Source organism: Natrinema versiforme, assembly GCF_005576615.1.
Classification (GTDB): domain Archaea; phylum Halobacteriota; class Halobacteria; order Halobacteriales; family Natrialbaceae; genus Natrinema; species Natrinema versiforme_A.
Genome location: NZ_CP040330.1, coordinates 2,928,717 through 2,950,764, shown reverse-complemented (window position 1 = coordinate 2,950,764; position 22,048 = coordinate 2,928,717). Strand labels below are relative to the sequence as shown.

The following is a 22,048-nucleotide window of genomic DNA, read 5'->3' as shown; positions in this document are numbered from 1 at the left end:
TAATCAATCCCCGTCGCCCTCGAGCGCTAGTCGCGGCTCGGCCGACACCGGCCGGGGGACTCCACAGAACGTCGTCTCACAGTGGATATTTCTGAGGTGACATTTTTAAGGCCGGGGAGCAATACGTTGCGAGTATGGGCATCCTCTCTCGGACTTCCTACGTCATCCGGTCGAAGCTCAACTCGGTGCTCAACCGGGCCGAGGATCCGACCGAGACGCTGGACTACTCCTACGAGCAGATGCGAGACCAGCTCCAGCAGGTCAAACGCGGCATCGCCGACCTCACGACGCAGAAAAAGCGCCTCGAGATGCAGAAACGCCGCCTCGAGGACAACGTCGAGAAACACAACGATCAGGCCCGAACCGCGGTTCAGCAGGGCCGCGAGGATCTGGCGCGACGCGCCCTCGAGAAGAAGAAGACGAAGATGAACCAGATCGAGGACCTCGAGCGCCAGATCTCGGACCTGCAGGGCCAGCAGGATCGGCTGATCGAACAGAAGAACGAACTCCAGAGCCGCATCGAGGAGTTCCGCACCAAGAAGGAGACGATGAAGGCCCGCCACGAGGCTGCCAAAGCCAGTTCCACGGTTTCGGAGGCCATGACGGCCACCGGCGAGGAGTTCGAGGATGTCGGCCGCGCCATCGAGCGCGCCGAGGAACAGACCGAGGACATGGAGGCTCGCGCCGCCGCGATGGACGAACTCCACGAGTCGGGCGCGTTCGACGACGTTCTTTCGGATAAGGACAACATCGACCGCGAACTCGAGCAGTTAGAGACCGACAGCGGCGTCGAGGCCGAACTCGAGACGCTCAAGTCCGATGTCGGCGGGGCCGAGACGGAGACGGAATCCGAGGCCGGGGCGGACGCCGCGAGCGAGGTCGATGAGGAGGAACTCACGGAACTCGAGGGCGACGATCAGGAGGATGTCGAGGCCGAACTCGCGGAGCTACAGGACGAAGAGAACGCCTAGAGAGCGGCTGCCGACGGGGTCGCGGCGGAGACACGTTTTTTGTGTCCGTGTTGATTGCGTGGACGTGTTTACTGTCGATCTGGTTGAGCTGTCTCTCCCTGCTGCTCCCAGTCAGTCGGCGTGTACCCGTCTCCCGTGCTGTGAGGCGGAGAAACGGTTACGATCGTTCACGACTACTCTGCACTATGAGCGACGAGTCACCGTTCGAATCCATCTCGCTGACCAATCAGGTCGTCTTGCTCGGCGTCACCGAACTCGCCCGCGAGGACGAGACGCCGGTCCAGACCCACGACCTCCGACGGCACTGCCGGCGACAGCTTTCCGAGGTCGACACGGAGGTCGTCGGCACGATCACCGAAGCGGACGTCATTCGATCGCTCTACCGGCTCGAGAACGAGGGGCTCGTCGACGAGGTCGAGCCGACCGAGACGTCGCCGACGGGGAAGGGACGGCCCGCCTATACGCTCGCCGTGACCGCCGGCAGGGTCTACGACGGCGTCGACGACGAACTCCTGAATGGGGCCGGCGACTGACCTCGCCGCGGCGGACGGCGGTCGCGTCGAGCGCGGCAGCAGATGGGCGCGGACTCACGACGGCGTTCCGAGCACAGTGATCTCGTAGTCAGCGACGTCAGCGGGTGCCTCGAGGACGACGACCTGAAACTCCCACGTCGAGTTCCCGTCGAGGTCGCCGGTGCTGGCGAGATACCGGCCGAGGAGGTTGCCGGCGTCGTTGTAGATCCGGGTCCGGACCTCGACGATCTGGATCCGGTCGGCTCCCGTGTTGGTCACGACCCCCTGGACCGTCGAGCCGAGGTAGCCGTCCTCGACGACGAACTCGTGTTCGACCAGCTCGAGGGGATCGAGCGGCGTCACCGAGTTGGTCGGCTGTTGTTGGGCCAGCGACGAGGCCGTGGACATCTCCGTGGCGTTCCTGCTCGAGGCGTTGCTGGCGTTTATCTGGCCCATATTGCCGCTCTCGTAGTTCGGCTCGCCGCCGAGTCCGTTGCTGCCGGTACAGCCGGCGGCCGCGGTCGCCATCCCGACGCCGAGCGATGCGAGCAGTCGCCGTCGGCTCGTCGCGTCCGAGCGCATCATCGCGACCTGCCTCTCGTCTGCGAATCGATTCCGGTACCGACCATGTCTTCGGGGACACCGCCGACGCATTTCAGTGTAAGCCCTGAAGCGACAGCGCTCGGACCGCTCGGTGTCTCGCCGCGGCCCGAACCGCCGTCTCGAGGGCGGCCGAGGCGGTGGGACGGCGATCGGCGGTGTGTGCAACGCAGGCCCTTATTGTCGGGTCGATTGAACGTGTCTCCATGTCCTCCGAGACCGACGAGACGCTCGAGTCCTACGGGGCCGACGTGGGCGGGCCGGGGGGACCGTTGACGCGGTTCCACGAGTGGGTGCTGATTCAGGGGAACCGGTTGGCCGTCACGGCGTTGCTCTCGGCCGTCATCTTCGCGCTTATCGTCGGCCTGTACGAACTCGGCGTGATCAACTTCGTCAACCCGAACTCCGTCACCCGCGTCGCCAGCGGCATGATCGCGGGGACGTTCTCGCTGGTGACGCTCGTCGTCTCGGTCAACCAGCTGATCCTCTCCCAGGAGTTCGGCGCGGCGGGGAAGGCCCGCGACCGGTTCGAGGGGGTCGTCTCGTTCCGTGAGGACGTCGCCGAGGAGGCCGCCATTCCCGCCACGCCGGCCGCGCCCACGAGGGTCCTCGAGCTGATCATCGAAGCGATCCGAGGCGACGCCGCCGAACTCGCCGACATGGTCGCCGATCACGACGACGAGGTCCGGGAGACGGTCGTCCGGTACACCAACAGCGTCGAGGAGCGGGCCGACCGGGTCGACGACACGCTCGAGCGGTCCGAGTTCGGCACCTTCTCGGCCGTCTCGGCGGCGATCAACTACGACGAGGCCTGGCAGCTGTACGTCGCGACCCATCTGCGAAACGACCACGACGAGTCGCTGTCGCCGGCCGCGAAAGAGCAACTCGACGATCTGATTGGCTCCTTGAAGCTATTCAGCGTGGCCCGCGAGCAGTTCAAGACGACCTACCTGCAGCGGGAACTGACCCGGTTCTCGCAGCTGACGATCTACTGCGGCGTCCCGTCGATCCTGTCGGCGATCCTCGTCGGCCTCCTGTACGCCGACTTCACCGGCCCGAGCGTCAGCGTCGCCGCGTTGCCCTACGTCGTCTCCGTCCTGATCGTCATCGTTCTCTCGCCGCTGGCGCTGCTGGTCTCCTATATCCTCCGGACCGCGACCGTTACCCGCCGGACCGCGTCGGTCGGTCCGTTCATCCCGCAGAAGGACCCCGACGAAGGACCGTTCGACGTGACCGCTGGCGAGGACCGGTGATCACTCCCAGTCCACGTCGGCCCCGCGGTCGGTCTCCCGGAGGATGAAGGGACCGATCGCCAGCGTCCACTTGGCGACGGTGACGACCCGGAGGATGTACGACAGGAAGATCGCGAACGGCGTCACGCCGAGGGCGAAGGCGAACCCGACGAACAGCAGTCCGTGGTCGATCCCCGCGGTCGTCCCGGCCACGTCGCCGACCTCGAAGACGAGAATCATGTACGCCGACACCGACAGCGCCGGCAGGGCGAGCGTCGCCAGCGACCGTGAGAGGGTGATGATCTCCCAGCGGAAGTACAGCGTCTTGAAATGCTCCCGAGCGGGGCCGAAAAAACCCAGCACCTCGAGTAACCCCTCGAGTTCCTCCTCGACGGCGTCCGGCAGCGCGTCCTCGTGTCGGTTGCGCACCCGGTTGCCGGTGTATATCTTCCAGGAATAGTTGTACTCCAGGGCGGCCTTGACGACCTCGAACCGGCCGAACTGCGCGCCCTCGAGATTATCGGCGACCCGATCGGCGTCGGCCGCGATCCCCTCGGCGTACTCGCGGACATCCCGACCGACTGCGTCGTCGAGGTCGGGATGGGACTCGAGCGCGGCGACGAGGTCGTCGGCTCGGGCCCCGGTCGCCTCGACGAGGCCGCGGAGGAACGCGGAGGGTTCGGGCGGGCTGGTGGTGCGGTCGACGGCGTTTTCGGTGTCCCGGCGAAACGCCATCGCGCCCGCCATTCGCTCGCGCTGGTCGGCGACGGGCCCGAGTTCCTCGGCGAGGACGAACTGGTTGAACGTCAACACGAGGGTGACGCCCATGATGATCCCGATGATAGTCGGGGTGAACACCGAGGCGATCGGCGCGGGATCGAACAGCTTCGAGATGGAACCGGGACCGAACGTCCCGAGCACGATCAACAGGGCGAACGAAACGGCGAGCATCGTGCTGGCGACGAGGACGCGGTTGCCTTCCACGAGAAACCACAGCGCCGAGCGACCGCCGCGGACGCGGTCGACCATCGTGTTCGAGGTCTCGTCGCTCGCGCTCCGACCGGACTCGCTCATGTGCGCCGGTCGTACCACGGCCGGGCTGACAAGTGTTTTCGTCGTTCGCACGACGCTTGATGCGGTGGGTTTCGATCGCGAACGGGCGCCGTCGACTACCGCGGGGTTGCTCACTCCCGGGCGAGTATTTTATCCCGCGCCGTTGTTCCCCTTTCCACAGTCAATGAGCGATTCGGACTCGAGCAGCGTCCTCGGTCAGCGGGCCGGCGTCGGCGGGCTGCGGTTGTGGGTGTTGCTTCGGATGGGACGCTGGCTCTTCGCGGCGGTCGCGTTGGCGGTCGTCTTCGTCGTGATGGTCGCCTGCAGCAAACTCGGGCTGACACCGCTCCGTCTCATCATCGGCCAGCACAACGGCACCTTCTGGATCTTCTCGGCGTTCATCGGCGCGATCATCACGGGGACGTCGATCGTCGTCACGATCAACCAGCTGGTGCTGTCCCAGGAACTGGGGGCGGTCGGCGACCAGCGCGACCGGATGCAGGACGCCATGGAGTTTCGCGGCGATATCGAGGCTGTCCTCGACGAGGAGGACGTGACGCCCCCCGAACCCGCGGCATTCCTCTACGAACTCGTCGACGGTATCGAGCGGGAAGCCAACGAGTTCGAGTCGACAGTGGCGTCCGATCACGGCGACGAAATCCAGGGGAAAGTGTCCGACTACGTCGACGACATCACCGAGAACGCGGCGGTCGTCAAGGACGACCTCAAGGACGCCCAGTTCGGCACGTTCGACGTGATCTGGAACGCTCTGAACTTCAACTACTCCCGAAAAATCCATGACGCGCGCGAGATTCGCGCCGACCACGGCGACGACCTCTCGGACGAGGCTGACAGCGAGATCGACGAGATGATCGAGATCCTGAAGTTCTTCGGCCCCGCTCGCGAGCACTTCAAGACGCTGTACTTCCAGTGGGAGCTGATCAACCTTTCGCGGGCGCTGTTGTACATTTCGGTGCCCGCGCTCGTGGTGATGGGACTACTGATGATGTACGTCGACGCGGGTACGCTCCCCGGGACGACGCTGACCGTCGACAATCTCGTCTGGCTGACCAGCGCGGGGTTCGTCATCGGTATCTCGCCCTTCGTCGTCTTCATCGTCTACATCCTCCGGATCGCGACGGTCGCGAAGCGAACCCTCGCGATGGGACCGTTCATCCTGCGGGAGTCCGAGCGCGACGAGGACCTCGGGTAACTTCGCCGACACCGCCGCGTTCGGTCCGCCGGCGCTTGCCGTAGCTATTTCCGGGGCCGTCTGGTATCGTCCGGATCGAACGATGAGCGGCGACGGGTCCCAGCCCAGCGACACGATGGCCGAGCGCAGCGCGGACCCGACGTGGAAACACCGCCTGCTGTTGAACGCGAACCGCTGGGTCGTCACCGCCGGACTCATGCTGTTCGTCTTCGTCGGTCTCCTCGCCGTCGCCCGCTTCAGCCCCGTCTCGTTCAGGGCGCTCGTGGGGAGTCAGGATCCGATCGGGACGCTCTTTCAGGCGCTGACGACCGCGCTGATCACCGGGGTCACGCTCGTGGTCACCATCAACTCGCTGGTGCTGTCCCAGGAACTCGGGGCCGTCGAGGATCAGCGCACGCGCCTCGAGGGTGCGCTCGACTTCCGGCGGAACGTCGAGGGGTCGATCGACGCGCCGATCAGCCCGCCGGAACCGTCCTCGTTCCTGCGGGCGGTCGTCGCCGCCTCCGAAGACCGGGCACACGACTTCCGCGAGGCCGTCTCCGAGAGTCAGGACGAGGAGCTCAAAGACCGCGTCGACGACTTCGTCGACAACGTCACGACCCACGCCGACTCGATCCGCGACGGCCTCGATGACGCCCAGTTCGGCACGTACGCGGTCCTCAAGGCGGCGCTTGACTACAACTACTCGTGGAAGATCTTCCGCGCCCGACGGATTCGGAACGTCCACGCCGACTCCTTTACCGACGAGGCCCACGAGGCCTACGACGACCTGCTCGAGTCGCTGAAGCTGTTCGGCCTCGCCCGGGAGCACTTCAAGACACTATACTTCCAGTGGGAGCTGATCAACCTCTCGCGGGCGATGATGTACGTCGCCGTCCCGGCGTTGGTGGTCACGATGTCGATGCTGCTCTTCTTCGACGCGAACGCCGTGTCGGGCGTGTTCATCGGCGTCGATCTCCTCGTCTGGATCGTCGTGGCGGCGGCGACGATCGCCGTCGCGCCGTTCCTGCTGTTGATCGCGTTCATCCTGCGGGTCGCGACGATGGCCAAGCGGACGCTGGCGATCGGCCCGTTCATCCTCCGGGAGTCGAGTCGCGGCGAGGAGATCGACTGGGAGTGAGCGCACCGTCTCGGGTCGAGCGTCGCGGATGCTTGCAGACGTGAGCCCCGCGGCTTTTGGCTCTCGGCCCGAACCGACGGCCATGTCGACGGCATCCGACACGACGACCACGCAGCAGTGCCGCGTCTGCCGGACCGAAAACGACGTTTTCTACACCTACTGTCGACAGTGTCTCGCGGAACTTCCCTCGAGACCGACGGGATCGGAGTCTGCAGTTCTCTGAACCGTCCAGGTCGGTCCCGACTGCCGATTCGCGATCCGCGCCATTGGTATGGCCCCGGCCGCTACCGTCGGCCGTGATCGTCGTCATCTGCGGGCCGCCGGGTGCCGGCAAGTCCACCGTCACGGCCCGCGTCCGCGACCGACTCGAGGCCCGAGCGGTGCCGGTCCGGTCGTTTCACTCCGATTCCTTCTCGAGTCGGACCTACGAGCAACTGGCCGAGCGGATCAGGGACGCGCCTGAAACGGGTGTCACGCTGGTCGACGGCACGTTCTATCGCCGGAAGTGGCAGCGGCGATTTCGGGCGTTCGCCGACGTTCGGTTCGTCCACGTGACCGCGAGCCTCGAGACCTGCCTCGAACGCAATCGGAGTCGGTCGGACCCGATCGAGGAGCAGGGAGTCCACGTGGTCTATCGGGAGTTCGACGCGCCCGACGCCGACCGCGAGATCGATACCGACCGGTGCGGGCCCGGCGAGGCGGCTGCTCGGATCGCGGCCGCGATCGGGGACTGGCTCGAGCGGTAACGACCCGCTATGGCTCGCTTCTGTGCCGGTATTCGGAATATAACTTTTTCATATGCATCCGATAGTCCGCATGCAGTGAGTGCGACGGTGGTGTAGCGTAACACACGCCCGTGCCACGGGTGTGCCGAGGGTGCAATTCCTTCCCGTCGCGTTGTCGGCCGTGTCTTAGAAACCGATACCGAACGGATCGGGCACGGTGAACTCCCCAGGTGTCTGATCAGGGACGACGTCGTCCGGCAGCGCGTCCCAGTCGAGTTCGTCCTCACCGGGGACCGCGTCGGTATCGAAATCGGGATCGTCGGCGGGCGGCAGGTCTCGATACTCCGCCGGCGGCGCGTCGTGTGCGTAGACGCTCTCGGGGTGGTCGACGGTCCAGACGTGGAGCATACACGGCGTCCGACAGGGGAACTCGAGGTCGCCCTCCCGATAGTCTTGCTCGTAGGTCTGCTGGTAGAACCACCACGCGAACCGCCCGGGGAGGCCGGTGTGGGCGTGCCACGGCGAACATCGCTCCTCGGCCGCCGCCTCGTCCTCGCCGTACACCGCCGGCGGTTCGACCGGTTCCCCATCCCGCGTCGCGATGAACATGACGCCGATCGACCGCCACGAGTCGTTGTCGACGAGGACCGATTCCGGCCGCTCGGGGGTCAGTACCTCGTCGTCGCCGATGAATTCCGGGCTGAGCCAATGGGACCAGCTGTCGTCGCCGCTCTCGAGGGTGTCGAAGTAGGGTTTGTACCCCGCGTCGATCAGCGCGTTCGCGTCCGGAAACTGGGTCTCGAGGGAGTCGGCGACCGCCGACTGCAGTTCGGTCGTCGCCGGATGGTCGTCCGCACAGCCCTCCGCGGTCGTCCCCTCGCAGTGGGTCATTCCGGGCTCGATGGTCGCGTCCGGACAGTCTCGATCGAACTGTCTGGCGACCTCGGCCTCGGTCCCGCCGTCGGCTCCGTCGGCGCGGACGCTGCCGACGGCCGAGAGCCCGACCGTTCCGGCCGACGCCTGCAACAGCGCCCGTCGGGACACGATCGGATCGTCGTCGTCGCTGTCGTACATGCCAGCATCCCCACACCGACTGCGGGTATGAAACCATGTTGCCGACGAATCTGACAGTCAGTTTCGGCGGTACACGGCAGTCACCGCATCAGTCGAGCGAGCCATCGAGAACCGCACCCGTTCCCGGGCGCTCGAGGCCGGCGAGGTCGATCCGGCCGTCGGGCATCGGAACGCCGTCGGCGGGGTCGTCGGCCAGCAGCAGCGAGCCGTCGAGGTCGGCGTAGTCGAGCAGCGGCGCGAGGTGACAGGCCGCTGCGATCGAGGCGTTCGACTCGGTCATGCAGCCACACATCACCTCGAGCCCGTGGGCGCGGGCGGCGCTGATCATTCGTCTGGCCTCCCGCAGCCCGCCGCATTTCATCAGTTTCAGGTTCGCGATGTCACAGCGGTCCGCGATCCGCGGAATATCCGCGAGCGTCACGCAGGACTCGTCGGCGGCGATCGGCAGGCTCGAGCGCTCGGAGACGAACCGCAGCCCCTCGGGATTCTCGGCGGGGACGGGCTGTTCGACGAACGCGAGGTCGTACTCGGCGAGCCGGTCGATCTTCGCGACCGCCTCGCGGGGCGTCCACGCCTCGTTCGCGTCGACGAACAGCCGGACGTCGGGGGCGACGGAGCGGATCGTCCGGACGATCTCGAGATCCCGATCGGTGCCGAGTTTGACCTTCAGCGTGCCGTAGCCCCGATCGACGGCCGTCTCGGTCTTCTCCTGCATCGTCTCGAGGTCGTCGAGCCCGATCGTGTACGAGGTCTCGAGGGTCTCCGCGGGGTCGAGCCCCCAGTAGCGATAGAGCGGGACCGCGAGTCGCTTCGCGACGAGGTCGTGCAGAGCGATGCTCACCGCGGTCCGGGCGGCCGGGTTCCGCCGGACCGTCTCGCGCATGCGGCGCTCGATCCGCTCGAGTTGGTGGGGATCACCGACGGATTCGACGACCGAAAGCAGGTCCGGGAGGACCGCCTCGACGGTCGCGGCGGTCTCGCCGTAGTGGGCCGACGGCGTGGCGGCACCGATCCCGGTCGTTCCATCGCCATCTTCGATCCGGACGAAGACGGCCTCGGTCTCGGTCGTCGTCCCGCGGGCGATCCCGAACGGGTACTCGAGCGGCAGCGAGCGCCGCTCGAACGAGGTCTCGAGGGCCATGCTAGAGCAACGCCTCGAGCACGTCGTCGGTATCGAAGCGGATCACGTCGGTCGCGGGCGCGCCGAGGGTGTCGGCGTACTCCTCGACGGCATCACGGGCCGCCGCGTCGTCCGCGAGACCGGCGGTGTTTATCGCGCCGGCGACGATCTGACTCTCCGCGACCGGTGCGGCGATGCTCTCGTAGAGGTCGACGTAGGTCGGGATCGACGGCAGCGAGAACGACTCGTAGCCGTGGATTTCCTCGCGCCCGGCCTCGTGACAGAGCACCAGTTTATCCGCCATCGAGCCGTGGAGGATGCCCAGCGTGACCGGGGAGTACGCCGGGTGGACGATGCTGCCCTGTCCCTCGACGAACAGGTAATCGTGCTGGTCGCCCTTCTCGAGGATCATCTCCTCGACCGCGCCCGCGGTGAAGTCGCTGACGACGCGGTCGATCGGGTTACCCCACCCCTCGATCATGATCCCGGTCTGGCCGGTCGGGATCACGGCGGCGTCGTGGCCGGCCGCGCGGGCGTCGCGAGCCAGTTCCATCGTCGTCGTCATCTTGCCGACCGAGCAGTCCGTCCCGACGGTGAGGATTACCTCGGCATCGACCTCGCCGGCGACGCCGTCGGCCACCGAGAGGTCGGCCGGCGGGTTCCGTACGTCGCGGATCTCACAGCCGTGTTCGGCCGCCAACCGCGCGAATTCCTCGTCCTCGGCGAGGAAGTAGTGCAGTCCCGAGATCACGTCACAGCCGTCCTCGAGGGCCGTCCGAACGTCGTCGCGCCAGCTCTCGTCGAACTCGCCGCCGATCGGGGAGATCCCGATCAGAAGGGTGTCGACAGCGTCGGACTCGAGGTCGTCCATTCCGGCGACGATCGGTGCGTCCTGTACGTCGGGGACGAAATCGGTCACGCGCTGCCCGGCGGTCTCTCGATCGAGGACGGCGACGACATCGTGGTCGGCATATCGGAGGACGCCGAGCGCGGTCTTCGCCCGATCCGGGAACTTCTCGTGAGCGAGAATTGCAACGTTCATACTGGCACATGGTGAGGGGGTTACTTAATAATAGAGAACCCGCGTCGGAACAGCACCACTGTGTACCCGCTCGCGTCGGAACGATCCTCGCCGTCTCGCACGAGGCGTTCTCTCGGAGCGATCGCGTCGCGACGCCGACGGATTCCGGACCCGCGTCCGCAGCCGGTGACGGAGCCGATGTCGAGATCGATGCCGATGGCGGTACTGATAAACCGACCACGCGCGAACTGTGACTGAATGCTCGAGGGAGTCAACGTCGCGCTCGGGGTGACGGGGTCGATCGCGGCCGTCAAGACGGTCGAACTGGCCCACGAGTTGCGGCGGCAGGGTGCGGCGGTTCGCGGAGTGATGACCGACAGCGCGCAGGGGATCATCCACCCGTGGGCCGTCGAGTTCGCGACCGAGAACGAGGTGGTCACGGAGATCACGGGGAGCGTCGAACACGTCGACCTCTGTGGCTACGACGGCTGGGCCGACGTGTTCGTGATCGCGCCCGCGACGGCCAACACCGTCGGGAAGATCGCCGGTGCCGTCGACGATACGCCGGTCACCACGTGTGCGACGACCGCGCTCGGCGCCGAGACGCCGGTCGTGATCGCGCCGGCCATGCACGAACCGATGTACGACCACCCCGGCGTGCTCGAGGCAATCGAGACCGTCGAGGGGTGGGGCGTCGACTTCGTCGACCCGCGCCTCGAAGAGGGGAAGGCCAAGATCGCCAGCGAGGAGGCGATCGTCTGCGAGACGGCCCGCGCGGCCGGCGACCGGCCGCTCGAGGGCGAGCACGTCGTCGTCACCAGCGGGGCGACCAGCGAGTCGATCGACCCCGTTCGGATCATCACGAACCGCTCGTCGGGGAAGATGGGCCGCGCGGTCGCGCAGGCCTGCTACGTCCGCGGGGCAACTGTCACGCTCGTCCACGACGGGCCGGCGGTCCCCTACGCCGATGTCCGCGCGGTCGAGAGCGCCGCGGAGATGCTCGACGCGACCCGCGAGGCCTGCGCCGAGGCCGACGCGCTCGTTTCGGCGGCCGCGATCGGCGACTACACCGTCGAGACGAGCGACGAGAAGATCCGTTCGGGACAGGAGCTTACGCTCGAACTCGAGCCGACCCCGAAGCTCATCGACGAGATCCGCTCCGAGCACCCCGACCTCCCCATCGTCGGCTTCAAGACCGAAACGTCCGGTGACGAGGGGGCCATGATCCAGCGGGCGAGGGAGACGCTCGAGCGGGCCGGGCTGGCCTTCGTCGTCGCAAACGACGCGAGCGTGATGGGTGCGGCGGAAACGTCGGCGCTGCTGGTCCACGCGAACGACGCCGCCCGCTACGAGGGGACGAAGGCGGGGCTGGGCGGCGAAATCGCCGACTCGATCGCCGCGGTGTGCGGTTCCGCGGCGGCCGACTGAGCGGGCGGGCCGTCAGGAGAATTATATGGGTGGGGTTCATCCGACCGACGTAATGGATAGACGACCGGATGCGGATCTTCGTGCGACGGCACCGGTAGCCGGCAACCTGAGGTGATCGAGGTGGCACAACGACAGCAACTCGACGACGCCACCGCGGCCGACGAGGGTGGTGAGGCCGATGCCGACGCCGACACCCCAGACGCCGACGGCGACACGTCCGATACGAACGAATCGCTCTCCAAAGGCGAGATATTCGAAGTCCTCCGAAACCAGCGACGGCGCTACGTCCTCCAGTACCTCAAGCAGGACCACCGACCCGTCGAACTCGGGGATCTGGCCCAGCAGGTCGCCGCGTGGGAGTACGACACGACCCTCGAGGGCGTCACCCCGGAACAGCGCAAACGCGTCTATACGACACTCCAGCAAACCCATCTCCCGAAGATGGATACGGCCGGGATCCTCCGTTTCGACTCCGATCGGGGCGTCATCGAGGGGACCGAACGAACGCGGGACATCAGCGTCTACCTCGAGATCGTCCCCGGCCGCGAGTTCGCGTGGCGGGAACTGTACCTCTCACTCGGCGCGATCAGTTGCGCGCTGGTCGCCGCGCTCTGGCTGGGGATCTATCCGCTGACGATCCTGTCGAACCTGTCGTGGGCGGCCGTCGTCGCGGTCACGTTCACGCTCACTGCGGTCGCACACGTCTACCACGAACGGAACATGCGCCTCGGCCACGGCGATCAGCCGCCGGAACTCAGCTACGGGACCGACAAGTAGCGCCGGCGGCGCTCGAGACCCGATCGATTCGGCCGCCTTGCGGGCGCGAAAACGAGCGTCTCGACTCGAGTCGGTGCCGAAGCGCTCCGACCCGCCGCGGCGAATGCGGGACGTTCGCAGGTGGCGCCACTTCGCTCGTATCGTCAACTTTTACTCCGCTACCAACCGACCTACGACATGGATCAACTGAAGCAGTCGCTCCTCGAGGCGCCGATCATCGAGAAGAACGGCTATCACTACTTCGTTCACCCGATCAGCGACGGCGTCCCGAAGCTCGATCCGACGCTCCTGCGGGAGATCGTCATCCGAATCATCCGGAAGGCCGAACTCGAGAACGTTGACCGGATCGTCACGCCCGCGGCGATGGGCATTCACATCTCGACGGCTGTCTCCCTGATGACCGACATTCCGCTGACGGTCATCCGCAAGCGCCAGTACGGCCTCAAGGACGAGGTCGCGATCTCTCAGAAGACCGGCTACTCGGAGAACGAGATGTACATCAACGATGTCCGCGAGGGCGAGCGCGTGCTCGTGCTCGACGACGTGCTCTCGACCGGCGGCACGCTCGCGTCGGTGCTCGAGGCCCTCGACGAGATCGGTGCCGAGGTCATCGACACGGTCGCGGTCATCAAGAAGGTCGGCGGCGAGAACAAGGTCGACGACGCGGGCTACGACGTCAAGACGCTGATCAACGTCGACGTCGTCGACGGCGAGGTCGTTATCGTCGACGAAGACGGCGACCACTGACAGTTCTCGGTTCGTTCTGGTCTCCCCCGTTCAGATCCGGTCGGCTTTCTCACTATCGGTGGTCCAACGGCTGTAAGTCGTGAATACGATATGGCGCGTGCCGACCGTCTGCGGCGGACGAAGGCGTCCTGTACACCCACGTCAAGACGATAGACGGGACGATTCTCGGGACGTTCGAACACGAAACGTACGACCCACTCGTTTCTCGGCCAAACGCATAGCACGTCTCCCGATATTCCGTTCCGTTGTATCTTCGACGGAGACGGAGTCTCAGCTGTACCGGACGCATTCGGTTTTCAACTAATGTGTTTCGCCATCACAAGGAATATGTCGCCACGATTTGAACCTCATAGCGATGGCAGAGAACCGCGTCGGGCCGAGTGACCGCCATCGCCTGCGGCGGCGGTCGCTGCTGAAGGGCGTGGGCACGGCCGGCATCGCCGGATTGGCGGGCTGTGTTCGCAGTAACGATATCGAAGCCGACGGCCCGGCCGAGGAGTTGATTCAGACGGGGTTCGAGGCGACCGGCATCGAGCCGCCGTTCGAGACGACGATCGCGATCACCGAAGACACCGAGCGGAGCCGGTTCGCACAACTCCTCGCGACCGAACTCGAGGACACCGGTTTCTTCGATATCTCGATCAGCGAATACGAGTGGACGACCTATCTCGAGATGCTGAACACGGCGGCCGACGACGAGGAAAACGCCCTCTTCATCGTCAGTTGGACCGGCGGCTGGGACCCCGACGACTACGTCAATACGCTGTTTCACTCCGACAATCACACGCCCACCGGGCTCAACATCAACCACTACGCCAGCGAGACCGTCGACGAATACATCGACGACGGCCTCGAGGAGACATCCCCGGACGAGCGGGTCGAGATCTACCAGCAGTTACAGGAGGAACTGGTCGCCGACTCCCCGGCGTCGTTCGTCCGCGTGAGCGAAGCGGCACACGTCTGGGACGCCGACAGCGTCAGCGGCTGGCGGGCGTATCCGCTCGAGTCCGGGACCTACACCGCGATCTATGCCCCGTGGGCGGGCGTCTACACCGATCTCGAGGACGGCAACGAGTTCGTCGGCGACCTCGGCGGCGACGTTTCGACCACCGATCCGGTCTCGATGAACGACACCGCCTCGAGTCGGGCGACGCAGCTCGTCTACGAGGGGCTGACGGGCGTCGATTTCGACGGGACGGTCCAACCGGTGTTGGCCGCGGACTGGACGCAACTCGATTCGACGACCTACCGGGTTGCCCTCCGAGAAGGCGTCCGCTTTCACAACGGCGAGGAACTGACCGCTGCACACGTCAAGGGCTCGTTCGAACGCTACGAGGGCGAAGCCAGGGAGTCGGACGTCACCGACTGGTACGACGGCAGCGAGATCGTCGACGACTACACGATCGACATCCGCTGCTGGCGGAAGTACGGCCCCTTCGAACGGCGACTGTTCGACCTCCCGATCGTCCCGATGGCGGCGATCGACGGCGACCTCGACCTCGCGTCGCGGCCGGTCGGAACCGGTCCCTATCGGTTCAACGACTACCGAGCGGGCGATCACTGGCGGCTGAGGCGGTTCGAGGACTACTGGTTCGACGGCGACGAGAGGGTCCCGGCCCCGGCACCGATCGAAACCGTGACCCTCGAGATCATCACGGAGGCGGCCGCTCGACGGGGCGCGCTCGAGGCCGGCGATATCGACTTCAGCGACGGCGTGCCGTCGGCGAGTCTCGCCGAACTTGGCGAAGACGACGCATACGACGTCGATCGTCACGTCGGCGGCGGGTTCGATCTGGTGATCTACCCGCTCTATCGCGAGCCGTTTACCGACGAGCAGGTCCGCCGGGGCTGTAACATGTTGATTCCACGCGAGGCGATCGTCGAGAACGTCTATCACGGGCACGGGCAGCCGACCTACACGCCGATCTCACCGCTGCTCGAGACGTACGCCGACGAGGGGTTTCGAGAGCGAATCGCCGACGAATACGTCCGTCCGGACTGACCCATAGATGTCCCTCGGGAGATACGTCCTCACGCGGCTGCTGGTCGCCGTTCCGGTCCTCCTGGGCGTGACCGTCCTGACGTTCTCGTTTCTGCACGCGCTGCCGGGCGATCCGGTCGACGCGATCATCGGCTACCAGACTGTAAGCCCCGAGACCGAGGCCTCGATCCGGGCCGAGTACCACCTCGATCGGCCGGTGTGGGAACAGTACGTGCTCTGGCTGCGGGACGCCCTCGCACTCGAGTTCGGGCGGTCGCCGGTCACCGGGCGGAGCGTCGCGGCGACGATCGGTCGGCGACTCCCAGCGACGCTGGCGCTTGGCGGGGCCGCGTGGCTGCTCGCGCTCGCGATCGGGGTCCCGGCGGGCATCGTCGCCGCGGTCAAGCGAGGCGAACCGGCCGACGAACTCAGCAGGGTCGCCGCCCTCGCCGGGATCGCGACGCCGAACTTCTGGCTCGGCCTCGTCCTCCTGTTGGTCTTCAGCGTCCGGCTGGGGTGGTTCCGGGTGATCCCGCCGGACGCGCCGCTCGCGAGCCTCGCGATGGCGAAGTTCATGCTCCTGCCGACGATCACGCTCGGAACGGCCTCGGCCGCGCTCGTCACGCGCTTGCTCCGTTCGTCGATGCTGCGGGAGCTCGAGGCGGGATACGTCCGGACCGCACGCGCGAAGGGGCTCCGCGAGCGAACGGTGATCCTGAAACACGTTCTGCGGAACTCCCTGCTCCCGGTCGTGACCGTCGCCGGCCTCCAGCTGGCGTTTCTGGTCGACGGTGCCGTCGTCGTCGAACAGATCTTCTCGTGGCCGGGCATGGGGCGGCTGCTGGTCCAGTCGATCCTGCAGCGAAACTACCCCGTCATTCAGGCCGCCGTGCTGGTCATCGGCGTCTCGATCGTCCTCGTGAACCTGCTCGTCGACATCATCTACGCCGTCCTCGATCCCCGCATTCGATACTGACTATGAGTGACCGACGACCCACCACCGAACGCGGCCGGATTTGCATCGTCGGCTTCGACGACGCCGACTCGTCGCAGCGCGACAGTGACGGCTCTCCTGAGCGTCCCGATGCGGGACCCCAATCACCGACGGGGGCGACTGGGGCAACGGGAGCGACGGAGCCGGCGGAACCCGCACTCGAGGGAACGGAGCACCACCGCCTCGCGGACGCGTGGCACCGGTTTCGCCGGAATCGCACGGCGATGATCGGACTGGCTATCATCGTCGGCATGGCGGTGCTCGCGGTCTTCGCTCGGCCGATCGAAGTCTCGACGGCGGAGTACACGATCACCCTTCAGCCGTTCTCGCTGGCCCCGCACGATCCGTCTCAGCCGGCCGTCGGGGCAGCGAACGCGCCGCCCTCGTGGGACCATCCCTTCGGAACCGACTGGGCTGGGCGAGACCAACTCGCCCGGGTACTCGTCGGCGGGCGCTACACGCTGGGAATCGGCCTCGTCGCCGTCGTACTGGCGCTGTGTGTCGGAATCCCTCTCGGCGCGATCGCGGGGTATTTCGGCGGCTGGGTCGACGAGGTCGTTATGCGGATCGTCGACGTGCTCTACGCCTTCCCGTTTCTGGTCCTCGCGATCGCGATCGTCCCGATCCTCGAGCCGATCCCGATCCTCGGCGGGGGGTTCTGGACGGTGGTGCTGGCGCTCGTCGTCACCGGCTGGATCGGCTACGCCAGACTGTTACGCGGCGAAATCCTCTCGGTCCGCGAACGCGAGTACGTGACGGCCGCAAGCGCGCTCGGCGTCCCCGATCGGGCCATCATCCGGCGACACGTCGTTCCGAACGCCATCGCGCCGGTCGTCGTGCAGGCGACGTTAAACGTCGGGACGGTCGTCCTCGCCGCGGCGGCGCTTGGCTTCCTCGGACTCGGTCTCGAGCCCGGGAGCGCCGAGTGGGGCGCGATGCTCTCGCGGGGTCGGGACTCGCTCGTGCAGGGCCACTGGCACGTCACCGCCTTCCCTGGGTTCGCGATCTTCCTGTTCGTGCTGGCGATCAACCTCGTGGGCGACGGGATCAACGACGCCCTCGACCCGCACCGAGACGCGAGCGACGAACGGAGGCGGATGCGCTGATGTCGCTGCTCGAGGTCGAGGATCTCACCGTCCAGTTTTACACGGACGACGGCGTGGTCCGGGCGGTCGACGGCATCAGCTACGAGATCCGCCGGGGCGAGGCGGTCGGGCTGGTCGGCGAGAGCGGGGCCGGCAAGAGCGTCGCCAGCCTCGCGTTGCTGCGCCTGATTCGAGCGCCCGGCGAGATCGTCGGCGGCGAGATCCGCCTCGACGGCCGGAACCTCCTCGAGTGTTCGACCGACGAACTCAGGGAGATTCGGGGCGACGAGATCGCGATGGTGTTTCAGGACGCCGACGCGGCGCTCAACCCGGTCTACACCGTCGGCGAACAGATCGCCGAGGCGATCCGCGCCCACGAGGACGTGTCCGACCGCGCGGCTCGCGACCGAGCGATCGACCTCCTCGAGCAGGTCGGCATTCCGGAGCCGGCCGCGCGGTACGCGGACTACCCGCACGAGTTCTCCGGCGGGATGCAACAGCGGGCCGTCATCGCGATGGCGTTGTCATGCGATCCCGACCTGCTCGTCTGCGACGAACCGACGACCGGGCTCGACGTCACCGTCCAGGCCGGCATCCTCGAGTTGCTCGACGACCTCGCGCGGGAATCGGACACGGCGATCCAACTCGTCACCCACGACCTCGGGATCGTCGCGGAGCTGTGCGATCGGGTGCTGGTGCAGTACGCCGGGGAGATCGTCGAACGCGCACCGGTCGAGGAGCTCTACTACGACCCCAAACATCCCTACACCGTCGGGCTGCTGGCCTCGATCCCCCGTCTCGGTGACGACCGCGAGCGTCTTACGACGGTCCCCGGTACAGTCCCGTCGCTCGTCGATCCGCCGACCGGCTGCCGGTTTCACCCTCGGTGTCCCTACGCCGAGGACGCGTGTGCCAGACGCAGTCCGCCGCTCGTCGGGACGGACTCGGAGACGCCGGCGGCCGAGGCGGATCCCGACGCCCACCTCGCCGCCTGCCTCGAGTACACCGGCGACCTCAAGGGGGGACTGGACTACGAGGTGCGGGTACGAGACGAGCCGGCGACCGAGCGATCCGACCGAGACCACGGGGGTGAGACGCGATGACCGCGACCGACGACGAGCCGCTCCTCCGGGCGACCGACCTCGAGAAACACTACACGACCGCCGACGGACTCCTCGATCGGTTGCTCGGCCGCGATCAAACGGTCCGGGCGGTCGACGGCGTCGACCTCGAGATCCGCGAAGGTGAGACGCTCGGGCTGGTCGGCGAGAGCGGCTGCGGCAAGACGACGCTCGGCCGGACGCTGCTTGGACTGCTCGAGCCGACCGGCGGCACGGTCGCGTACCGCGGGACCGACCTGTCGGACTGCTCTCGAGGGGAACTGCGGGAGTTGCGAACCGAGATCCAGTACGTCTTCCAGAACCCGACGACCAGCCTGAACCCGCAACTGACGGTCGGCGAAATCGTCGGCGAAGCCCTCTCAGTCCACGATATCGTGCCGCCGGAGCGACGCGACGAGCGCGTTCGGGACCTGCTCGAGACGGTCGGGCTCCGGGCCGGCCACGCGAGCCGGTACCCCCACGAGTTCTCGGGCGGGCAGCGCCAGCGGATCGGCATCGCCCGCGCGCTCGCGGTCGAACCGTCGCTTATCGTCTGTGATGAGCCCGTGTCCGCGCTCGACGTCTCCGTGCAGGCCGGGATTCTCAATCTACTCTCCGACCTGCAGGAGCGGTTCGACCTCTCCTACCTCTTCATCGCCCACGATCTCTCGGTCGTCGAACACGTCGCCGACCGGGTCGCCGTGATGTATCTCGGCAAACTCGTCGAAACCGGGACGACCGCCGAAGTTTTCGACTCGCCCTCCCACCCCTACACCGAGGCGCTGCTGTCGGCCATCCCCGAACCCGACCCCTGCTGGGCGGGCGACCGGATCGTCCTCGAGGGGAGCGTCCCGTCGCCGACCGACCCGCCCTCGGGCTGTCGGTTCCACACCCGCTGTCCGCGGGTCATCCCGCCCGCGGAGTACGACCTCGAGGAAGGCGCGTTCCGCGCGATCATGACCCTGCGAACCCGACTCGCCGACGCGGATCCCGATGCGGGGCTCGAGACGCTGTACTCCCGGTCCGATCACCGCGAGGATCTCACGGCGACACTCAGGGAGGCCTACGACATCCCCCGACGACTGCAGGATCCCGACGCGGAGGCCGCGCTTTCGGAGGCGCTCGAGGCCGCCGCGGCGGGCGACCTCGACGCTGCACGCGAGCGCCTCGCGTCGGCGTTCGAAACGCCCTGCGAGACGAGCGACCCGGCGCTATCGGCGGGTCCGGATCACCACCCGATCGCCTGTCACCGATTCGACGACCGGTATGAGGTGGACGACGCCGAAACCGACACCCCGGCCGAGCGCGGCGACCACTCCTCGCGAGGGAGTCAGCCATGAGACGGATCTACGATTCACGCGCGCTCGAGCGCGCGGACGACGACCCGTTCACTCCGGAACGTGAGGGTGACGACGCACGCGGGCCGCGAACAATCGACTGGACGGCGTTCAGCCACGCGTTCACCCCGCTGGCGCTGCGCCACCGCGGACTCAGCGTCGCTGTCTCCACGGATAAGCGACGGTACGAGCGCGGTGACCCGGTCGAAATCACCGTCGAGTTTCGCAATCGGCTCCCGTTCCCGATCCGCATCCGCACCGAATCGCCGAACCGCTGGTACTGGGCCGTCGACGGCCTGCGGAACGCCTCGCGGATCCCTCGAGCGGTTCCCGATCGCCCGGCGGCGTTTTCCTTCGCCCGAAGCGAGCGGCAACGGTTCCGACGGGAGTGGCCACAGCGAATTCGGGTCGCCGACGACGAGTGGGAGCCCGTCGATCCCGGACGGTACACGATCGACGTGGGGATTACTCGTCCGGACGCCGACGACCGAGGGCTCGTCGACCGAACCGAGATCGAAATCGTCGACTAAGACGGGGCTCCGTCAGCTCGGCTTCTTTCGTGTCGCCGCGCGTTTCCGAAGATTCCGGTTCGCATCGCTCACCGATATCCACCGGCGTCATCGGGACGTATTCGTATCTCCCCGTCACCGCGTACGAGCACCGTGTACTCGTCAACCGTGAACTCGACCTGCACCGAGCAGCCGCGTTCGTCGGCGTGTCGCACCATCGTTTCCAGCGCTTCCAGCTCGATTTTCGAGTACAGCGGATCGAGGTCCGTTTCGGGAACCCCCTTTACCGCGGCGATACTCCGGGAGATCGCCTCCGTCGTCGATTCCTCCGGATCTCGCTCCGTCAGAAACGTCGTGCCACCGTCCGCGACGACCGCGTTACTCCCTCGCTCTGGATTCATATGGGATGTAGGGGATAAACGCCTTTCAACGCTATTCCTGTTTAGTTTGGCCCTGATACGCTTCATAACCGCTTCCGGCGAGTCTCGACCCAGGGCCTCTCGAGACCGAGTGCTGACGGACTCGAGGACGAGAATTCGCTACTCGGCGTATTTGCTCACAGCAAAAAGACAGCGAGAGGTAGATTTGAACCACGGTCGCAGCGAAACTGCTCCCTAGTACAAACTACCATCATGCTATGGATGGCGCTCACGGATTTGTTTGCGCCAAAACATAGCGGGAGGTAGATTTGAACCACGGTCACAGCAAAGCTGCTCCCTGATTCAAATCCACTACTGTGCTATACTCGCTGCTCGCGTATTTGCTTTGCTCGCAGCGAAAGTATAGCGGGAGGTAGATTTGAACTACCGGTCTGCGGGTTATGAGCCCGCCGGAATCTCCTGGCTATCCCATCCCGCTACCACATCATACCCGAGTGTGCTAGTTAAGGGTTATGATTCGGACGCCGTATGCGGATTTCTACCGCTACTCCTGATGGACCTGCCACGTGTAGAGACTCTCACAGGTGTAGTTGACGAAGAAGCCGACGCCGATCCCGATCACGTTCGCCGCCATGAACCAGACGTCGAACTGCTCGGTCAGCACCGTTAGCACGGCAAGCGTAACCAGTAATCCGCCGAATCGAACCGCGTTCGAACGTACGAACCGCCGTCCGAGGGGTCCGACCCCGTCCTCGCCGTGGCTCGAGAACGTCCACTGTTCGTTGATCACGAAGATGACCACGATGCCGAGTTCCCAAGCGATGAGTTTCGCCCACGCCAGTCCGAGACCCGTCCGTTGAACCAGTAAAAAGAGCACGACGTTGTCGACCGTCGCCCCGACGGTGCCGACACCGACGAACTGACTAAACCGTGCCGTCGAGCGGAGCGCGCGAATCCGCGTTCGGACGGCCTCTGAGAGGGACTTACTCATCGTCGGTTCGGCCTCGAGAGTATCGTCTACTGTCGACGGCTTCGTTTTCCCTCTTGCGATTGATGTGTGAAAACATCA

The 22,048-nt window shown here is 66.1% G+C and carries 22 protein-coding genes, 1 tRNA gene and 1 pseudogene; 16 read left to right on the top strand and 8 right to left on the bottom strand.

Translation table 11 applies throughout. The annotated features are described in order from the left end of the window. Positions 1-134: 134 nt before the first annotated feature. On the top strand, positions 135-971 hold the full coding sequence (locus FEJ81_RS14590) for a PspA/IM30 family protein (protein WP_138245968.1): 837 nt from the start codon (positions 135-137) through the stop codon (positions 969-971). Positions 972-1,156: 185 nt separating this feature from the next. Beyond that, entirely contained in the window at positions 1,157-1,504 is a 348-nt protein-coding gene (locus tag FEJ81_RS14585) for a hypothetical protein (RefSeq protein WP_138245967.1), read from the top strand. A 54-nt stretch (positions 1,505-1,558) separates the two neighbouring features. Here the strand turns inward: FEJ81_RS14585 and FEJ81_RS14580 are convergent, their stop codons facing one another. Continuing rightward, complete coding sequence (locus tag FEJ81_RS14580; protein ID WP_138245966.1) at positions 1,559-2,068, bottom strand: FxLYD domain-containing protein; 510 nt, start codon at positions 2,066-2,068, stop codon at positions 1,559-1,561. A gap of 221 nt (positions 2,069-2,289) precedes the next feature. Here FEJ81_RS14580 and FEJ81_RS14575 point away from each other — a divergent pair, with 221 nt between their 5' ends. Then, positions 2,290-3,336 (top strand): hypothetical protein, encoded by a 1,047-nt coding sequence (locus FEJ81_RS14575; RefSeq protein WP_138245965.1) that lies wholly within the window; start codon positions 2,290-2,292, stop codon positions 3,334-3,336. Here the strand turns inward: FEJ81_RS14575 and FEJ81_RS14570 are convergent, their stop codons facing one another. Continuing rightward, positions 3,337-4,389 (bottom strand): hypothetical protein, encoded by a 1,053-nt coding sequence (locus FEJ81_RS14570; protein WP_138245964.1) that lies wholly within the window; start codon positions 4,387-4,389, stop codon positions 3,337-3,339. It lies immediately after the preceding gene. 163 nt (positions 4,390-4,552) lie between these two features. On the opposite strand from FEJ81_RS14570, the gene FEJ81_RS14565 reads away from it, so the two are divergent. From FEJ81_RS14565 to FEJ81_RS14555, 3 genes are all read left to right on the top strand, one after another. Continuing rightward, a complete protein-coding gene (locus FEJ81_RS14565; RefSeq protein WP_138245963.1) occupies positions 4,553-5,581 on the top strand; it encodes a hypothetical protein in 1,029 nt (342 codons plus the stop codon). An 82-nt stretch (positions 5,582-5,663) separates the two neighbouring features. Continuing rightward, complete coding sequence (locus FEJ81_RS14560) at positions 5,664-6,701, top strand: hypothetical protein (RefSeq protein ID WP_138245962.1); 1,038 nt, start codon at positions 5,664-5,666, stop codon at positions 6,699-6,701. Between the two features lie 296 nt (positions 6,702-6,997). Continuing rightward, complete coding sequence (locus FEJ81_RS14555) at positions 6,998-7,447, top strand: AAA family ATPase (RefSeq protein WP_138246803.1); 450 nt, start codon at positions 6,998-7,000, stop codon at positions 7,445-7,447. 165 nt (positions 7,448-7,612) lie between these two features. Here the strand turns inward: FEJ81_RS14555 and FEJ81_RS14545 are convergent, their stop codons facing one another. The 3 genes from FEJ81_RS14545 to FEJ81_RS14535 form a co-directional block, all read right to left on the bottom strand. Beyond that, on the bottom strand, positions 7,613-8,500 hold the full coding sequence (locus FEJ81_RS14545) for a hypothetical protein (protein ID WP_138245961.1): 888 nt from the start codon (positions 8,498-8,500) through the stop codon (positions 7,613-7,615). Between the two features lie 88 nt (positions 8,501-8,588). Next, positions 8,589-9,641 carry a dipeptide epimerase gene (locus tag FEJ81_RS14540; RefSeq protein ID WP_138245960.1) on the bottom strand — a complete coding sequence of 351 codons (1,053 nt, stop codon included), beginning with the start codon at positions 9,639-9,641 and terminating at the stop codon, positions 8,589-8,591. A 1-nt stretch (position 9,642) separates the two neighbouring features. Then, positions 9,643-10,662, bottom strand: coding sequence for a DUF1611 domain-containing protein (locus tag FEJ81_RS14535; protein ID WP_138245959.1), 1,020 nt, complete (start codon positions 10,660-10,662; stop codon positions 9,643-9,645). 237 nt (positions 10,663-10,899) lie between these two features. On the opposite strand from FEJ81_RS14535, the gene coaBC reads away from it, so the two are divergent. The 10 genes and pseudogenes from coaBC to FEJ81_RS14490 all read left to right on the top strand — a co-directional run bounded on the left by coaBC (position 10,900) and on the right by FEJ81_RS14490 (position 20,620). Beyond that, a complete protein-coding gene (coaBC, locus tag FEJ81_RS14530; protein WP_138245958.1) occupies positions 10,900-12,069 on the top strand; it encodes a bifunctional phosphopantothenoylcysteine decarboxylase/phosphopantothenate--cysteine ligase CoaBC in 1,170 nt (389 codons plus the stop codon). 111 nt (positions 12,070-12,180) lie between these two features. Continuing rightward, entirely contained in the window at positions 12,181-12,846 is a 666-nt protein-coding gene (locus tag FEJ81_RS14525) for a DUF7344 domain-containing protein (protein ID WP_175416434.1), read from the top strand. 177 nt (positions 12,847-13,023) lie between these two features. Beyond that, complete coding sequence (hpt, locus tag FEJ81_RS14520; RefSeq protein ID WP_138245956.1) at positions 13,024-13,593, top strand: hypoxanthine/guanine phosphoribosyltransferase; 570 nt, start codon at positions 13,024-13,026, stop codon at positions 13,591-13,593. A gap of 107 nt (positions 13,594-13,700) precedes the next feature. After that, positions 13,701-13,814: pseudogene (locus tag FEJ81_RS24520) on the top strand (DUF7529 family protein); the annotation flags it as partial. A gap of 134 nt (positions 13,815-13,948) precedes the next feature. Beyond that, positions 13,949-15,595: an ABC transporter substrate-binding protein gene (locus tag FEJ81_RS14515; RefSeq protein WP_138245955.1), complete on the top strand. Its 1,647-nt coding sequence runs from the start codon at positions 13,949-13,951 to the stop codon at positions 15,593-15,595. Positions 15,596-15,602: 7 nt separating this feature from the next. Further along, positions 15,603-16,550 carry an ABC transporter permease gene (locus FEJ81_RS14510; protein WP_138245954.1) on the top strand — a complete coding sequence of 316 codons (948 nt, stop codon included), beginning with the start codon at positions 15,603-15,605 and terminating at the stop codon, positions 16,548-16,550. A gap of 2 nt (positions 16,551-16,552) precedes the next feature. Continuing rightward, positions 16,553-17,674: an ABC transporter permease gene (locus FEJ81_RS14505; RefSeq protein ID WP_138245953.1), complete on the top strand. Its 1,122-nt coding sequence runs from the start codon at positions 16,553-16,555 to the stop codon at positions 17,672-17,674. Then, positions 17,674-18,756, top strand: a complete 1,083-nt coding sequence (locus FEJ81_RS14500) for an ABC transporter ATP-binding protein (protein ID WP_138245952.1) — start codon at positions 17,674-17,676, stop codon at positions 18,754-18,756. Before FEJ81_RS14505 ends, FEJ81_RS14500 begins: the two co-directional genes overlap by 1 nt. Continuing rightward, positions 18,753-20,093: an ABC transporter ATP-binding protein gene (locus FEJ81_RS14495; RefSeq protein ID WP_138245951.1), complete on the top strand. Its 1,341-nt coding sequence runs from the start codon at positions 18,753-18,755 to the stop codon at positions 20,091-20,093. The genes FEJ81_RS14500 and FEJ81_RS14495 overlap by 4 nt, the downstream gene beginning before the upstream one ends. Further along, a complete protein-coding gene (locus tag FEJ81_RS14490; protein ID WP_138245950.1) occupies positions 20,090-20,620 on the top strand; it encodes a hypothetical protein in 531 nt (176 codons plus the stop codon). Before FEJ81_RS14495 ends, FEJ81_RS14490 begins: the two co-directional genes overlap by 4 nt. Before the next feature lie 68 nt (positions 20,621-20,688). Here the strand turns inward: FEJ81_RS14490 and FEJ81_RS14485 are convergent, their stop codons facing one another. From FEJ81_RS14485 to FEJ81_RS14475, 3 genes are all read right to left on the bottom strand, one after another. After that, positions 20,689-21,000 (bottom strand): HalOD1 output domain-containing protein, encoded by a 312-nt coding sequence (locus FEJ81_RS14485; protein WP_138245949.1) that lies wholly within the window; start codon positions 20,998-21,000, stop codon positions 20,689-20,691. A gap of 382 nt (positions 21,001-21,382) precedes the next feature. Beyond that, positions 21,383-21,457, bottom strand: a tRNA-Met gene (locus FEJ81_RS14480). Positions 21,458-21,523: 66 nt separating this feature from the next. Next, complete coding sequence (locus FEJ81_RS14475; RefSeq protein WP_138245948.1) at positions 21,524-21,970, bottom strand: GtrA family protein; 447 nt, start codon at positions 21,968-21,970, stop codon at positions 21,524-21,526. Positions 21,971-22,048 lie beyond the last annotated feature (78 nt).

Excerpts from the sequence above, each read along its gene's own strand:
- FEJ81_RS14590 (WP_138245968.1), top strand. The coding sequence starts at position 135 with ATGGGCATCCTCTCTCGGACTTCCTACGTCATCCGGTCGAAGCTCAAC.
- FEJ81_RS14585 (WP_138245967.1), top strand. The coding sequence starts at position 1,157 with ATGAGCGACGAGTCACCGTTCGAATCCATCTCGCTGACCAATCAGGTC.
- FEJ81_RS14580 (WP_138245966.1), bottom strand. The coding sequence starts at position 2,068 with ATGATGCGCTCGGACGCGACGAGCCGACGGCGACTGCTCGCATCGCTC.
- FEJ81_RS14575 (WP_138245965.1), top strand. The coding sequence starts at position 2,290 with ATGTCCTCCGAGACCGACGAGACGCTCGAGTCCTACGGGGCCGACGTG.
- FEJ81_RS14570 (WP_138245964.1), bottom strand. The coding sequence starts at position 4,389 with ATGAGCGAGTCCGGTCGGAGCGCGAGCGACGAGACCTCGAACACGATG.
- FEJ81_RS14565 (WP_138245963.1), top strand. The coding sequence starts at position 4,553 with ATGAGCGATTCGGACTCGAGCAGCGTCCTCGGTCAGCGGGCCGGCGTC.
- FEJ81_RS14560 (WP_138245962.1), top strand. The coding sequence starts at position 5,664 with ATGAGCGGCGACGGGTCCCAGCCCAGCGACACGATGGCCGAGCGCAGC.
- FEJ81_RS14545 (WP_138245961.1), bottom strand. The coding sequence starts at position 8,500 with ATGTACGACAGCGACGACGACGATCCGATCGTGTCCCGACGGGCGCTG.
- FEJ81_RS14540 (WP_138245960.1), bottom strand. The coding sequence starts at position 9,641 with ATGGCCCTCGAGACCTCGTTCGAGCGGCGCTCGCTGCCGCTCGAGTAC.
- FEJ81_RS14535 (WP_138245959.1), bottom strand. The coding sequence starts at position 10,662 with ATGAACGTTGCAATTCTCGCTCACGAGAAGTTCCCGGATCGGGCGAAG.
- coaBC (WP_138245958.1), top strand. The coding sequence starts at position 10,900 with ATGCTCGAGGGAGTCAACGTCGCGCTCGGGGTGACGGGGTCGATCGCG.
- hpt (WP_138245956.1), top strand. The coding sequence starts at position 13,024 with ATGGATCAACTGAAGCAGTCGCTCCTCGAGGCGCCGATCATCGAGAAG.
- FEJ81_RS14515 (WP_138245955.1), top strand. The coding sequence starts at position 13,949 with ATGGCAGAGAACCGCGTCGGGCCGAGTGACCGCCATCGCCTGCGGCGG.
- FEJ81_RS14510 (WP_138245954.1), top strand. The coding sequence starts at position 15,603 with ATGTCCCTCGGGAGATACGTCCTCACGCGGCTGCTGGTCGCCGTTCCG.
- FEJ81_RS14505 (WP_138245953.1), top strand. The coding sequence starts at position 16,553 with ATGAGTGACCGACGACCCACCACCGAACGCGGCCGGATTTGCATCGTC.
- FEJ81_RS14500 (WP_138245952.1), top strand. The coding sequence starts at position 17,674 with ATGTCGCTGCTCGAGGTCGAGGATCTCACCGTCCAGTTTTACACGGAC.
- FEJ81_RS14495 (WP_138245951.1), top strand. The coding sequence starts at position 18,753 with ATGACCGCGACCGACGACGAGCCGCTCCTCCGGGCGACCGACCTCGAG.
- FEJ81_RS14490 (WP_138245950.1), top strand. The coding sequence starts at position 20,090 with ATGAGACGGATCTACGATTCACGCGCGCTCGAGCGCGCGGACGACGAC.
- FEJ81_RS14485 (WP_138245949.1), bottom strand. The coding sequence starts at position 21,000 with ATGAATCCAGAGCGAGGGAGTAACGCGGTCGTCGCGGACGGTGGCACG.
- FEJ81_RS14475 (WP_138245948.1), bottom strand. The coding sequence starts at position 21,970 with ATGAGTAAGTCCCTCTCAGAGGCCGTCCGAACGCGGATTCGCGCGCTC.